The organism is Vibrio sp. 10N.222.55.A1, from assembly GCF_041473835.1.
In the GTDB taxonomy this organism is placed as follows: Bacteria; Pseudomonadota; Gammaproteobacteria; order Enterobacterales; family Vibrionaceae; genus Vibrio; species Vibrio crassostreae_C.
On the sequence record NZ_JBFRSX010000030.1, the window covers coordinates 118,633 to 133,006 of the forward strand.

14 protein-coding genes and 1 riboswitch are annotated in these 14,374 nt (G+C 43.1%); of the genes, 7 read left to right on the forward strand and 7 right to left on the reverse strand.

The features are described 5' to 3' along the window. Positions 1 to 102: 102 nt before the first annotated feature. The 3 genes from infA to aat all read right to left on the reverse strand — a co-directional run bounded on the left by infA (position 103) and on the right by aat (position 1,811). On the reverse strand, positions 103 to 321 hold the full coding sequence (gene infA / locus AB4493_RS09865) for a translation initiation factor IF-1 (RefSeq protein ID WP_001040192.1): 219 nt from the start codon (positions 319 to 321) through the stop codon (positions 103 to 105). Between the two features lie 81 nt (positions 322 to 402). Next, entirely contained in the window at positions 403 to 1,101 is a 699-nt protein-coding gene (locus AB4493_RS09870; protein WP_372154928.1) for an arginyltransferase, read from the reverse strand. Next, positions 1,101 to 1,811, reverse strand: coding sequence for a leucyl/phenylalanyl-tRNA--protein transferase (aat, locus tag AB4493_RS09875; protein WP_372154929.1), 711 nt, complete (start codon positions 1,809 to 1,811; stop codon positions 1,101 to 1,103). Before aat ends, AB4493_RS09870 begins: the two co-directional genes overlap by 1 nt. 53 nt (positions 1,812 to 1,864) lie before the next feature. On the opposite strand from aat, the gene AB4493_RS09880 reads away from it, so the two are divergent. Together AB4493_RS09880 and aroA are read left to right on the forward strand one after the other, a co-directional pair. Next, positions 1,865 to 2,320, forward strand: a complete 456-nt coding sequence (locus AB4493_RS09880) for a glycine zipper 2TM domain-containing protein (protein ID WP_004736438.1) — start codon at positions 1,865 to 1,867, stop codon at positions 2,318 to 2,320. A 162-nt stretch (positions 2,321 to 2,482) separates the two neighbouring features. Next, on the forward strand, positions 2,483 to 3,763 hold the full coding sequence (gene aroA, locus AB4493_RS09885) for a 3-phosphoshikimate 1-carboxyvinyltransferase (RefSeq protein WP_017062105.1): 1,281 nt from the start codon (positions 2,483 to 2,485) through the stop codon (positions 3,761 to 3,763). A gap of 61 nt (positions 3,764 to 3,824) precedes the next feature. Here aroA and AB4493_RS09890 read toward each other — a convergent pair whose 3' ends face one another. Continuing rightward, complete coding sequence (locus AB4493_RS09890) at positions 3,825 to 4,070, reverse strand: YciN family protein (protein ID WP_017062104.1); 246 nt, start codon at positions 4,068 to 4,070, stop codon at positions 3,825 to 3,827. A 439-nt stretch (positions 4,071 to 4,509) separates the two neighbouring features. On the opposite strand from AB4493_RS09890, the gene topA reads away from it, so the two are divergent. The 4 genes from topA to AB4493_RS09910 all read left to right on the forward strand — a co-directional run bounded on the left by topA (position 4,510) and on the right by AB4493_RS09910 (position 11,421). Beyond that, a complete protein-coding gene (gene topA, locus AB4493_RS09895) occupies positions 4,510 to 7,140 on the forward strand; it encodes a type I DNA topoisomerase (RefSeq protein WP_017067846.1) in 2,631 nt (876 codons plus the stop codon). A 524-nt stretch (positions 7,141 to 7,664) separates the two neighbouring features. After that, positions 7,665 to 8,894, forward strand: a complete 1,230-nt coding sequence (gene glgC / locus AB4493_RS09900) for a glucose-1-phosphate adenylyltransferase (protein WP_080582251.1) — start codon at positions 7,665 to 7,667, stop codon at positions 8,892 to 8,894. After that, positions 8,884 to 10,338 carry a glycogen synthase GlgA gene (gene glgA / locus AB4493_RS09905; protein ID WP_372154930.1) on the forward strand — a complete coding sequence of 485 codons (1,455 nt, stop codon included), beginning with the start codon at positions 8,884 to 8,886 and terminating at the stop codon, positions 10,336 to 10,338. Before glgC ends, glgA begins: the two co-directional genes overlap by 11 nt. Before the next feature lie 285 nt (positions 10,339 to 10,623). Beyond that, positions 10,624 to 11,421, forward strand: coding sequence for an alpha/beta fold hydrolase (locus AB4493_RS09910; RefSeq protein ID WP_017062100.1), 798 nt, complete (start codon positions 10,624 to 10,626; stop codon positions 11,419 to 11,421). Positions 11,422 to 11,552: 131 nt separating this feature from the next. Here the strand turns inward: AB4493_RS09910 and AB4493_RS09915 are convergent, their stop codons facing one another. After that, a complete protein-coding gene (locus AB4493_RS09915; RefSeq protein WP_017062099.1) occupies positions 11,553 to 11,870 on the reverse strand; it encodes a DUF2007 domain-containing protein in 318 nt (105 codons plus the stop codon). 47 nt (positions 11,871 to 11,917) lie between these two features. Next, the gene (locus tag AB4493_RS09920; protein ID WP_017067844.1) at positions 11,918 to 12,598 is read right to left on the reverse strand and encodes a TVP38/TMEM64 family protein; all 681 of its coding nucleotides are present in this window, start codon (positions 12,596 to 12,598) and stop codon (positions 11,918 to 11,920) included. A gap of 379 nt (positions 12,599 to 12,977) precedes the next feature. Here AB4493_RS09920 and AB4493_RS09925 point away from each other — a divergent pair, with 379 nt between their 5' ends. Then, positions 12,978 to 13,337: a DUF3316 domain-containing protein gene (locus AB4493_RS09925; RefSeq protein WP_017067843.1), complete on the forward strand. Its 360-nt coding sequence runs from the start codon at positions 12,978 to 12,980 to the stop codon at positions 13,335 to 13,337. Positions 13,338 to 13,433: 96 nt separating this feature from the next. On the opposite strand, the gene AB4493_RS09930 is transcribed toward AB4493_RS09925, so the two are convergent. Then, positions 13,434 to 14,024 (reverse strand): TfoX/Sxy family DNA transformation protein, encoded by a 591-nt coding sequence (locus tag AB4493_RS09930; protein WP_004736448.1) that lies wholly within the window; start codon positions 14,022 to 14,024, stop codon positions 13,434 to 13,436. A 127-nt stretch (positions 14,025 to 14,151) separates the two neighbouring features. After that, positions 14,152 to 14,237: riboswitch (cyclic di-GMP riboswitch) on the reverse strand. Between the last annotated feature and the right edge of the window lie 137 nt (positions 14,238 to 14,374).

Here is a 14,374-nt window from a genome sequence, read left to right on the forward strand (position 1 = left end):
GAGATGCGAGATGCGAGATTGATGTGCTTGTGTAGTAAAAAGCTCAGGCAATAAAAAACGGAGCCTTAAGCTCCGCTTCTTATTGTATTCGCTAATTAAAAATTAACGAGCACGGAAGACGATGCGGCCTTTAGAAAGGTCGTATGGAGTCATCTCAACAGTTACTTTATCACCAGTAAGAATACGGATGTAGTTCTTACGCATTTTACCAGAGATGTGTGCTGTCACTACGTGACCGTTTTCAAGCTCAACACGGAACATTGTGTTTGGTAGAGTATCAAGGACAGTGCCTTGCATCTCGATTACGTCTTCTTTAGCCATCTAATCCTCTTTCGAAATTTGGCGGTTTTCAACGGCTTGATTGTGCCGTTAAAATCAAAATATGTAAAGTTGTCGCGTATTCTACCCTTGCCACCGCTGATTTACTAGCCTTTGATGACGTTGAAATCGTACTTTATAGTTCATCGCAGGGCATTCATCGATTTGATAACCCAAATATAACCATTGTTTTTGTTCTTTCTGGGCATGTTGGATCTGAAATAGAACGCCAAGTGTTCCCATCGAAATGTCTATATCAGGATCGAAGAAGGTATAAAACGCGCTCGTACAGTGAGCCATGATGTCGGTTACGGCGATACCAACCAACTTGTTCTCATCATAGATGTGCATGAACTTTGTAGTAAGCCACTCATTTTTAGAGAATTGTAGAAACTCTTCTTTCTTGGGTGGGTACATGGTTCCCGAACGGTGACGAGCGGTGATATAGCGACTGTATAAGTCAAACCAGTTGTCATCCATCTCATCTTTCAGTTCCCAACGCAGTGATTTTCCTTTGTTAAGGATCCGTCGTTGGCTTTTGGAAAGCTTTATCTCAGGAATTGAAAGACGAATTGCTTGGCACGCTGAGCAATTATCACAATGTGGCTTATAAATGGTTGAACCACTGCGGCGAAATCCATTCGCAAGCAGAACTTCATAGTTATCTGAAGTGTGCATGTGTTCGTCAAGCGTGACTGCCACTCTCTCTTCGAAGTGAGGTAAGTAGCTGCAAGCGTGATTGTCTGTTAATCCAATTCTGATTTGTTGTAAATCTGGATTCATTAAGGCATTTCCTTTAGCCATTGGGTTTTAAAGCATGCATCGTTAACGGAGAATTCTTTGAGTAATTGCAGAGAACCTAGGAATTCATCCCTATCAACCTCGATAGCACCTAAGGATTCCAAGTGAGGGTTCATGACTTGGCAATCAATCAGTTGTCCGCCGAATTGTGTAAAGTGTTCACAAAAGTACCACAGCGCAATTTTAGAGGCATTGGTCTTCAGGCTGAACATCGATTCACCGCAAAAGACTTGGCCTCTTTGTAAGCCGTAAAGTCCACCGATCAGTTCATCATCTTGCCAAACCTCAACCGAGTGGCAGAAACCTAATGAAGCGAGTTTGCGGTAGGCTGACTGCATGTCGCTGTTTAGCCAGGTTTCTTCTTCGGGTCTTAGTGAAGAGCAATAACCAATTACTCTGTCCGTCGCTTGGTTGATGCTGACTCGGTAATTGTGCTTTCTTTGAAACTTTTTAAGACTTTTTGACGGTTCGAATGTCTTAGGATTAAATACCGCTCGCGGTGCAGGGCTCCACCAAAGTATAGGCTCACCTGGGCCATACCATGGAAATATACCTTGGCTATAAGCGTTTAAAATTCGCATTGGTGATAAATCACCACCGAAGGCGAGCAGACCGTTGGGGTCATCAAGCGCGTCGAAAGGCGAAGGAAACTCTATACTAGTAGTATCAAGTTCGGTTAGGTATATAGTCATAAGTACCGCATTACAGATTAATCACTGACCAAGAGGTCTTTAGGAGTTTTACCATGAAGAAGTTGCTTTGGATTTTACTTGTTTTGCCCATGTTGGCAAATGCAGCTTACAACAGAAACCAAGCTCGACCAGTAAACGAGGTGGTTTATGGTGAGATTGATACGGTCAGATACATCACTCAGCAAGAGATCGTTGAGTCGAAAGCGAATGGTTGGGAAACCTTGTTAGGTGCGGCGATTGGTGGCTTGATTGGTAACCAGTTTGGCGGCGGCACTGGTAAAGAAGTGGCGACAGCTGTAGGTGCAGTAGCAGGTGCGGGTATTGCTCGTAACCGAGGTAACACACAATATAAAGTAGAGTACAAACTGGTCGAGTTATTGGTCAAAACCAAAGACGACAAGTTGGTCAACATTATCCAAGATGTCGATAACTCGATGCTGTTCAACCGAGGCGATGATGTACGAATTCTCTATTTTTCAGATGGTGTTCGAGTTGATCTCGTGTACTAGTATATAAATACGATTGATTGGCTAATTAATCACCGGTTTGGGCCGGATTAGCTCTGGAGTTCGTTGGAAAAGTTCGTTAGTCTGCAAGTACGAAGAATTATTCATCACCCGAAAATAAATACGCACCAGTGACTTCGGGTGGTACAAGGACTATAAGATTTAATGGAAAGCCTTACGTTACAACCAATTCAAAAAGTGAACGGGGAAGTTAACCTACCTGGTTCAAAAAGCGTTTCCAACCGTGCACTTCTTTTGGCTGCACTTTCTACGGGAACCACTCGCCTAACAAACTTGCTAGACAGTGATGATATTCGTCATATGTTGAATGCATTGACTCAGTTAGGTGTTGATTATCAGTTGTCTGCAGACAAAACCGTTTGTGAAGTGACAGGTGTTGGTGGTGCATTCTCAAGTGACAAAGCCCTAGAGCTTTTCTTAGGTAACGCGGGTACGGCGATGCGTCCGTTGGCGGCTGCACTATGTTTAGGTCGCGGTGAATACGTTCTTACTGGTGAGCCTCGCATGAAAGAGCGCCCAATTGGCCACTTAGTAACAGCACTACGAGAAGCCGGTGCCGACGTTGAATATTTAGAGAACGAAAACTACCCGCCATTGAAGATCACAGGTACCGGTTTGAAGAGCGGTACGGTTTCTATCGACGGTTCGATCTCTAGTCAATTTTTGACGGCATTTTTGATGGCTGCGCCTTTAGCTGAAGGTGAAGTGACCATTAAAATTGACGGTGAATTGGTTTCTAAACCTTACATCGATATTACGCTGCACATCATGAAGCAATTTGGTGTGGACGTGATCAATAATGATTACCAAGAGTTTGTGATTCCTACCGGGCAATCTTACTCGGCACCGGGTGATTTCTTGGTTGAAGGTGATGCATCATCTGCGTCATATTTCCTTGCAGCCGCTGCTATCAAAGGTGGTGAGATTAAGGTCACTGGTATTGGTAAAAACAGTATCCAAGGTGATATCCAATTCGCTGATGCGCTTGAGAAAATGGGTGCGGAAATCGAATGGGGTGACGACTACGTTATTTCTCGTTGTGGCGAGCTGAAAGGCATTGATATGGACTATAACCATATCCCAGATGCTGCGATGACTATCGCGACAACCGCATTGTTTGCGAAAGGCACAACGGCAATCCGTAATGTCTACAACTGGCGTGTGAAAGAGACAGACCGCTTGGCTGCAATGGCAACAGAGCTACGCAAAGTCGGCGCTGAAGTGGAAGAGGGTGAAGATTACATTATTGTTAACCCTGTGGCTGAACTGACTCATGCGGCGATTGATACTTACGATGATCACCGTATGGCGATGTGTTTCTCGCTGGTTGCTTTGAGCGATACGCCTGTGACGATTAATGATCCAGGTTGTACGTCAAAGACATTCCCTGATTATTTCGACAAGCTGAAAATGCTAAGTCTATAAAAATGCTTAGTATGTAAAGGTTTAGGAACAAAAAAGCTTGCCTAAGTGGCAAGCTTTTTAATTATTGCTGAATTGTAAATTCTTTCGAAAGGTGGTGCGCTAAGTATTTAAACATGTTAAATACCGCGGTTGTATTCTCTGTCGGCATTCCATTGCTGTCTAAGAAGTATTCACCTTTGAAGACGAGTACATCGTCTTTTTCTACTACGCTGTTTGCGCGCATGCCTTCAATGTAGTCATCATGTGATTGGATAATTTGGTTTGCGATAAGCAGTAAATCAAATTCTGCTATTACTTTCTTTGTCATGAGTTTATCTCTGATAACTGAATATAACGTTGAGTTTATGGTGTCGAACTAGAAATTCAATGATTTCACAACCGATTAAGAGAGTCTTTTCAAACATCCACAATTTATTTTGTGATTTACGGCAAAAATAATTGAATGGGGCTCGCGTTAGATTCGCGGACAAGCTTAGTATGAGCCCGTTTAGACGTAATGCCTGATGAATAGGCTCTTGCAAGTATTCTTAGTGAGTACTTTATAGCTTCTTTATATTGTGACCCTTTTATCTATGAGTCGTCGAATTGTCGAGCGATCAGATCCAATTTTGAAAAAAGCGGTTGATCTTCTAGTAATCTCGCACAATAGTAAAAAAAGAAGCAATGAATTTAGAATATCATGCGTAAAAGCCCACAAGCTAAATTGTTGGTGCTGAAGCATCGTGATTAAGGACGTTAGAGTCAATATGGGTAAATCGCTCGTTATAGTGGAGTCGCCAGCCAAGGCTAAAACTATCAATAAATATCTTGGCAAAGACTTTGTCGTTAAGTCGAGTGTAGGTCACGTACGTGATTTACCAACGGCAGGTCAAAGTACTGGTCAAAAGGCTGCTGCAGTTTCAACCAAGGGTATGAGCCCAGAAGACAAAGCTCGTATCAAGAAAGAAAAAGATCGCAAAGCTCTTATCAAAAAGATGGGTATCAACCCGTATAAAGAGTGGGAAGCGAACTACCAAATCCTACCTGGTAAAGAGAAAGTCGTCGCTGAATTGCAAAAACTGGCTGAGAACGCAGACCATGTTTATCTCGCAACCGATTTGGACCGCGAAGGAGAAGCTATCGCATGGCACCTTCGTGAGATCATCGGTGGCGATGAAACGCGATACAAGCGAGTGGTTTTTAACGAAATCACCAAGAATGCTATTCAACAAGCTTTCGAAACTCCAGGTGAGCTAAATATTGATGGCGTAAACGCACAACAAGCACGACGTTTTATGGACCGTGTTGTTGGCTTTATGGTGTCACCTCTGCTTTGGAAAAAAGTAGCACGAGGCCTGTCCGCTGGCCGTGTTCAATCAGTAGCGGTAAAACTACTGGTAGAGCGTGAGCGCGAGATCAACGCCTTTATCCCTGAAGAGTTCTGGGATGTGCATGCTGATACTAAAACAGCAGAGAAAACCGACTTTAGACTGCAAGTTGCACAGAAAGACGGTGTTGCGTTTAAACCTGAAAATGAAGCGCAAACACAAGCTGCTGTTAGCGTTTTAGAAAAAGCGCAATACGAAGTATGTAAACGTGAAGACCGCCCAACAAAGAGTAAGCCGTCTGCACCTTACATCACGTCGACGCTGCAACAAGCGGCGAGTACGCGTCTTGGTTATGGCGTAAAGAAAACCATGATGCTGGCTCAACGCCTGTATGAAGCGGGTTACATCACTTATATGCGTACTGATTCAACCAACTTGAGTTCAGAAGCTGTAGAAGCCGCTCGTGAATACATTGGTTCTGAGTACGGCGCGCAATACCTTCCACCTAAAGCTCTTGCATACGGCAGCAAAGAGGGCGCTCAAGAGGCCCACGAAGCGATTCGTCCTTCAAGTGTAGATGTTAAGTCGGAAGATCTAAACGGCGTAGACGCAGACGCACACAAGCTTTACTCGCTAATTTGGAATCAATTCGTAGCGTGTCAAATGACGCCAGCTCAATACGATTCAACGACAGTAAGCGTTAAAGCAGATGAGTACACGTTGAAAGCGAAAGGTCGTATCCTTAAATTTGATGGTTGGACTCGTGTTCAGCGTCCAATGGGCAAGAACGAAGATACGATCCTTCCAGCAGTACAGATCGGCGATAAGCTTGATCTGATTGCGCTAGACCCTAAACAGCACTTCACTAAGCCACCGGCTCGTTTCACTGAAGCGGCGCTAGTTAAAGAGCTTGAGAAGCGTGGTATTGGTCGTCCTTCAACATACGCATCAATCATCTCAACGATTCAAGATCGCGGTTATGTAAAAGTTGAACAGCGTCGTTTCTATGCTGAGAAGATGGGTGAAATTGTTACTGACCGTCTAGATGGCAGCTTCAATGACCTAATGAACTACGACTTCACTGCTCGTATGGAGCAGAAGTTGGACCAAATCGCAGAAGGCGAAGCAAGCTGGAAAGGCGTGCTAGATAACTTCTTCGAAGACTTTACTGGCGATTTGGAAAAAGCAGACTTAGACGAAGACGCTGGTGGCATGAAGCCAAATCATATCGTGGAAACCGATATTGAGTGTCCGACTTGTAGCCGTAAAATGGGTATTCGTACTGCTTCGACAGGCGTATTCCTTGGTTGTTCTGGCTATGCACTTCCACCAAAAGAGCGTTGTAAGACAACAATCAACCTTGGTGATGAAGAAGGCATTATCAACGTGCTTGAAGAAGACGTTGAAACAGCAGCACTTCGAGCTAAAAAGCGTTGTCCTATTTGTGAAACGGCAATGGATGCCTATCTAATCGATGATAAGCGTAAGATGCACGTATGTGGTAACAACCCGAACTGTGAAGGTTATGTGGTTGAGCACGGCGAATTTAAAGTGAAAGGCTACGATGGTCCACTTGTTGAGTGTGACAAGTGTGGTTCTGACATGGTTCTGAAGAACGGTCGTTTTGGTAAATACATGGACTGTACGAGTGAAGATTGTAAGAACACTCGTAAGATTCTGAAAAATGGCGAAGTTGCGCCACCAAAAGAAGACCCGGTGCATTTCCCTGAACTTCCGTGTGAAAATTCAGACGCGTACTTTGTTCTTCGTGATGGTGCTTCTGGTCTATTTATGGCTGCGAGCAACTTCCCTAAATCACGTGAAACACGTGCACCATTAGTGGAAGAGCTGGTTCGTTTTAAAGACCGTATCTCACCTAAGTTCCAATACCTAGCATCAGCGCCAGTTGCTGACCCTGATGGTAAGCCGACAGTGGTTCGTTTTAGTCGTAAGACCAAAGAAAACTACGTGCGTACTGAAGTAGATGGAAAACCGTCCGGTTGGACTGCGTTGTACATCGACGGTAAGTGGGAAGTTACGGATAAGCGTAAAAAGCCTAAAGAGAAATAACTGAACGTTATTGATGAAAAAGCAGCCTAATGGCTGCTTTTTTTTGATCTCAATATGACTAAATATGCAACTTGTTGACATGGTGTTTCGTCTGCGAGAATTTATTAAATTCACATCGCAAAATAAATAATGCCAATTAATCAGATTTTCTTATGCAACTTTAACGAGAATGTAACTTAATTAAAATATTGTAACTCACAGATCAGCGTTTAGTTGTATACCTGATGTGTGTCGGGTGTTAATGTAATGTTTCGTCTTGACGGTGTAATGTGAGCTGCTTTAAGTCTTGGGAAAGCAATCAGCTTACGTACCACAGAATGGCGTATTAAAAATTGAATTCGGCCGAAAAGTCGATAACGTATATAAAACCAAGTGCAAAGAATAGTGCACACATAACAACGTTTGGCTTAGGATATTGTCACTGTATGTGAATGGATATTCGCTAAATACCGAAATAAGTGTTGGTGCTCATCCCCCAGAGGAAGATACCTCTACGAGTACTAACATCGACAAGCTATAGATATATGGAGAATAAAATGGCTGGTGTATTGGGAATGATTCTTGCTGGTGGTGAAGGCTCTCGCTTAAGACCTTTAACTGAATCTCGCAGCAAACCCTCGGTTCCTTTCGGTGGTAGTTACCGCTTAATTGATTTCGCTTTGAACAACTTCGTTAATGCTGATCTAATGAAGATCTACGTATTAACACAATTTAAGTCACAGTCACTGTTCCACCATATGAAAAAAGGCTGGAATATCAGTGGCATAACAGACCGTTTTATCGACCCAATTCCTGCGCAAATGCGTAAAGGAAAGCGTTGGTATGAAGGCACAGCAGATGCTATCTACCAAAACATGGGCTTTATGGAGTTGGAAGAACCTGATCAAGTATGTATTTTTGGTTCAGACCATATCTATAAGATGGACATCAAACAGATGCTTGATTTCCATAAAGAGAAGAAAGCGGCTCTAACAGTATCAGCATTGCGCATGCCGCTTGCTGAAGCATCAGAATTCGGTGTTATTGAGGTTGATGCTGACGGCCGTATGATTGGCTTTGAAGAGAAACCTGCAAATCCGAAGTCGATCCCGGGCGATCCAGAATCAGCGCTCGTTTCAATGGGCAACTACGTGTTCGAAGCGAAAGAGCTTTTTGCCGAACTAACGGAAGATGCTGATAGAGAAGGTTCGACACACGATTTCGGCAAAGACATTATTCCAAACATGTTCCCACGTGGTGATGTGTTTGTTTATGATTTCAGCACCAACCGTATTACTGGTGAGAAAGAAGAAGTTTACTGGCGCGATGTAGGTACGATTGACGCGTACTGGCAAGCGCACATGGACCTTCTTAAGAAAGATGCGCCATTCTCGCTATACAACCGTAAATGGCCTCTACACACTTATTACCCGCCACTACCACCAGCTACGTTTACTGATTCGGCAAATGGTCGAATTCAGATCATTGATAGCCTTGTGTGTAGCGGTAGTTATGTACGTGGTTCGCGTATTGAAAAGAGTGTACTGGGCTTCCGCAGCAATATCGCATCAGCGTGTGATATTAGCGAAAGCATCTTACTCGGTGATGTAAAAGTGGGTGAGGGTTGTATCTTGCGCCGCGTTATCATTGATAAAGACGCAGATATCGCACCGGGTACACAGATTGGTGTAAATCTGACAGAAGACAAAAAGCATTACCACGTATCTGACGATGGTGTCGTAGTGATTTCTAAAGGAGCACGAGTTGGTTACTAAGACTCTCTCGGTACTTTTTGTAGCGTCTGAAGTTGAAGGCTTGATTAAAAGTGGTGGCTTGGCTGATGTAGCCAAGGCACTGCCGAAAGCGTTGCAAACACTCGAACAGGACGTTCGAGTGACTATCCCCGCATATAGAAACATTCCAAACATTGATTCAGCAGAAGTTATTTTATCGACTGAACTCGATCATTGGCCTCATACGGCTTATCAAGTTAAAAAACTGAGCGTAGAAGGCGTTCCTGTTTTTGGTATTGAATGTGCCAAGTATTTCGACCGCCCGGAAATGTACGCAGAAAACAATCAAGCTTATGCTGATAACGGAGAGCGCTTCTCGTTCTTTAGTGCAGCCTGTCTTGATATGCTTCCTAAGCTTGGTTTCCAACCGGATATCATTCATGCAAATGACTGGCATACTGGTTTCGTTCCTTTCTTGCTTAAATCGCGTTATCAACAACACGATTTCTTTGAAAATACGCGCAGTGTTATTTCGATTCACAATGCGGTTTTCAAAGGTGTGTTCGCCTACGATGAACTTCAATTCCTGCCAGAGATGCACCGTTACCATGCGCCTGAAGCTTCAGTGAGTGACACTCATGTCACTATGCTAAGAGCTGGAGTGATGTGTGCGGATAAAGTGAACGCAGTAAGTCCTACCTATGCAGAAGAGTTGAAAACGGAATTAGGTAGCCACGGTATGGCTGCAGAATTCCAACACAGATCTGCTGATCTGTTCGGCATTTTGAATGGGTGTGATTATGGGGCTTGGAATCCGGAAACTGATGCTTTCCTTCCTCGTAAATACAAAGCGACCAAGCACAGCATGGCTCGCGGAAAATCAGCTTGTAAGCAAAAACTGCAACAAGATGTAGGTTTACCCGTTGCCGATTGCGCGGTTTATGGCATGGTTTGTCGCTTGACGAATCAAAAAGGTGTTCATTACTTACTGCCTATCATCGAACAGTTTTTGAAAAATGATCTTCAGATCGTGATTGTCGGTACTGGCGATCCGGTTTTGGCGAGTCAATTGAAAGAGCTATCAGCGCTTCACTCAGATAAGTTCTCGTTCGTAGAAGCGTACAATAATGAACTTGCGCACTTGGTTGAAGCAGGCTCTGATTTCTTCTTGATGCCTTCGGAATTTGAACCGTGTGGCTTAAACCAAATCTACAGCATGGCTTACGGTACTTTGCCGATTGTTCGTTCTGTGGGAGGTTTAAAAGACAGCGTGAATGATTACGATGAAGATCCTGAAGTCGCGACTGGGTTTGCTTTTGAAGAGCCAACACCGCAGGCGTTATTGACTGTGTTACATCGTTCATTACTGCTTTATGCACAAAACCCATCTGAAATTAAGCGTGCTCAGCTTTATGCGATGCAGCAAGATTTTAGTTGGGAAGATGCGGCTAAAGAATACCTAGCTATGTATCATTCAGCATTTTAACTTGTTGACTTAGCTTTAAAATTAGCGGGCGGGCAACAACAGCTCGTAATAAATGAAGGCGCTCTAATTGTTGAGTGCCTTTTTGTTTCCTGGTCAGAGCACATCACGTTTACGAAGACAAAGCTTGCAAACTCATTTTTGTCAGGTAGAAAAGGTGAGGTAGGTATTCACATGACTAATGATATGTTTGACACTATTATCACTTAAAGTTCTTAATAGCGTGGTATCCTTAGTCATCGCCTCGTGATGAGGCATAGCTCCATTCCAATAATTAAAGCGATAGGTATGTCTGAGAGTTTACTATTTCATAAAACATTTACTCACCCTACGAGCGATGAGTGGGTTGTATTTGTGCATGGCGCAGGAGGCAGTTCCTCCATCTGGTTCAAGCAGATCAAAGCGTATAAACAGCATTTCAACTTACTTCTCATTGATCTGAGAGGGCACGGTAAATCAGACAATATACTTAAAGGGCTGATTTCGAATCGTTATACGTTCAAATCGGTGACGCTTGATATTCTTAAAGTGTTAGACCATCTTAAGATCCGTTCTGCACATTTCGTTGGCATGTCTTTGGGCACGATTATTGTGCGTAACGTTGCCGAACTGGCGGCTGGCCGTGTACGTTCAATGGTACTGGGTGGCGCTGTCACCAAGCTAAACACTCGCTCTCAAGTGTTAATCAAGTTGGGTAACCTCAGCAAGCACATCATTCCTTACATGTGGTTATACAGCCTTTTTGCTTATGTTGTGATGCCACAAAAAAGCCAAAAAGAGTCTCGTCACCTTTTTATCCGCGAAGCCAAAAAACTGTGCCAGAAAGAATTTAAACGCTGGTTTATCTTAACGGCTGATGTAAACCCCTTGATGAAATATTTTAAAGATAGAGAGCTACCAATACCGACTCTTTATTTGATGGGGGAACGTGACTACATGTTTATTAAGCCTGTAAAAGAAATGGTTGCAGCGCATGAATCGAGTGAGCTAGTAGAAATCCCGAATTGTGGACACGTGTGTAACGTGGAAAACCCTGAAGAGTTTAATCAGCGTTCGATTGCGTTTATTCAAAAACAAATTCAGTGATTTTCTAGGCGTGAAATCAAAGATGATGAGTTAATCGAATTGAAATAAAAACGGGAAGCTAACTTTAGCTTCCCGTTTTTAATTGGAGGAGGTATCTGACCGAATCGTTCTATCAGGTCACTGAAACCCTGCTATTCAGGTGAGGCAGCACCGCACTGCCAGCAAGAGCCGAATTGCGCTTCGTTGACTTCATGACACTCACCACAACGCCACTCTTCATAGATGATCGAATCTTGCTGCTTTTGGTAGTCATTGACAAGCATGCGAGCTTTACTGGCCAATTCTGGCTCATATAACCATACGTAAGGGTCAGTTTCTTCAGTGAATGGGATTTCCCCTTTCAATCCGAACAACCCCTCGCCACGGACTTCACAGGCAATATTCTCGCTTTCTAACAACCCACAGATGATATGAGCTTCTGTCGGATTCGATGCACTGAAGATTTTCATTGAATTAGAACCTTATTCGGCTATCTGTGTTATTTAGTTATTATAAATTATTCAGCTACGGGCGCTGAACGAAACTTACCCATCAACCATTTAGCCACTATTGGGAATATACCCAATAACGCAAATGACAATAGTACTGAAGGGGAGACGATGCCCGAAAGTGAATCAATTTCTGCGAGCTGAGTACCAGCATTCAAGAAAACCGCCGTCCCCGGTAACATCCCGATTTGACTCGTAAGGTAGTAACGACTCACTGACATCGGTGTTAGACCCATCAATAGGTTGATAAGGAAAAATGGGAATACAGGAATCAGACGCAGAGAAAACAGGTAAAATGCGCCGTCTTTTTCAACCCCCTTGTTAATCGTCGCCAATTTGTCACCAAACTTGGTTTGAATCCAGTCACGCAACAGGTAACGGCTACTTAAGAAAGCTAAGGTCGCACCGATCGCACTTGCGAAAGATACCAGCAGCAAGCTGTTCCAGAAGCCAAATAGCGCGGCCCCTAATAGGGTCACAACAGCGGCACCGGGAATGGAGAAAGCTGTAATCATTACATACGCGACAAAATAGATAGCGGCAGCCGCAATAAAGTTGCTGTCAATGTAGTCATTTAACACAGCTTGTTGGGCCTTAGCATTTTCAAGCGTTAAGTACTGGCCGAAATTGATGCCTAACAGCACGATGGTTATGACCAACACAATACCCAATATCATTTTCTTACTCATTGATACTTCCTCTAAATTTTCAATGCATACCGATAGTATAGATAGACAGGCAAAGCATAGATTAACTTTCACCAGTTAATAAAAAACTATTTGTTCTAGACGATGGATCGGGGGCAAAAAGCTAGCCTAATTGCTTAGTCTTATGTTAGCGACAAGTATTGGCGGAATAGAGGTGGAAAAAGATTCGTTGATTAGAAGGTTGTGACTCTCTGCTAGGGACTTGTTTTGTATGCATTATTTTATTAGCGATAATTTGTACCACGTAAAAAGTAACAAAAATTTGAAAGAGTTTTGGTCTTGGCTCGTTCTATATACGTAACAATCGTGGCATGAAGATTGTTTTAGATAATTATTCAGGCAGACAACTAAGGAGCTAGCTATGAAATTATTATCAATGATTACGGTTATTGCTACAACGGGCCTATTCTCTTTCCAAGCCATGGGATCGGGCGTCTATCACCGTGCGGCTGTTGAGTCTAAAGTATTTAAAGGCGATGTAGTGGCGAGCCAATCACAGGCTTACGAATCTGGAAAAAAAATCTGGATGGATATAAACAGTAAGCGCTCATATGAATTGAGCAAAATCTTACCGCAAGCCTCTGAAAAAGTAGATGTACGCTCGTTTGAAATCAAAAACGGTACCATCAAAGTAAAAGAAATAATGGATTCCTCTGGAGAAATTAACTTCATTCCGATGGTTAAAGTGGATTACAAATACTATTACCGTCCATCTTTTTGAACTCAGTGGTTCAGCTAAACATAAGACTAGTTTTGTCGACATAACTAAGCCGCAGTAAATGCGGCTTAGTTATGTATATAGATTGCACTGACAATGTTAATTGACGCGATTGATAAGCTCTTCGCGACGTTGCTGCGGTATAACAGACCAATGTGTACCATTGATCGCGCCTTCTAGCGCCCAAAGTAGTTCAATACTGACGGAAGACGCATGCGATTCTTTGATGGCGTTAAATGCGTTTACAGAGCCAGATTCATATAAACGTTCGACAGAATCGATCCCTGCCTTTTTCAACATACGCTCGGTAGCGAGTCGAAGATTAGGCAGATCTTTGAGTCGGGTCGGCTTAGCAGAAGACTGCTCAGCTTTTTCTTCTTTAGCAAAACCCAGAGACGTCGTTGCAAGCTGCAAGATTTTCTCTTGGTCTTGCCACAGGCCTTCAGGTAAAGCGAAATATTTAGTAACGACAGGGAAACCACGTTTTTTGTAGACGTACGGTTGAAACCCTTGTTGTTCGAACTGTTTCGTTGTGCATTTGTCTGCTCGTATGTGCAGCTGGTCATTTACAACCAGAGCAAACATAGTGTCATCAGCAAAAAGACCGAAGCCACCAAACATCGAGCGTGATTTTATTTTTCCTAGGGATTCAAATAATTTCATTGAATCCTTTAGTATCGGTTTATCCATGTTATTTATCTCGGTGTATTTGAACTACGCCACCAAATAAGCAGGTCCGAGAGATTAGCAAAATGTTGCAATTAAATTGTCAATAAGCCGTAAATTACTAAATTATTAGTAGTTACTGCATTTTGCCATCGGTAACCCCGCTACCATACCAACGAGTGGTTTAGGCCGGAAGCTTTGCGTCTCACTCTTTCAAGTGATTTGCCCTGTGCGTGACTGATTGAATAGAATAAAGTTTTTGTTGAATGAGGCTCACACTTGTTATTTCAAAATGTGATATTGCTTCAATTAATGATCTTTCATTTATGCATAAGGGTTCATTTGTGTTGTTGATAAAAAAAGGTTCATCGCGG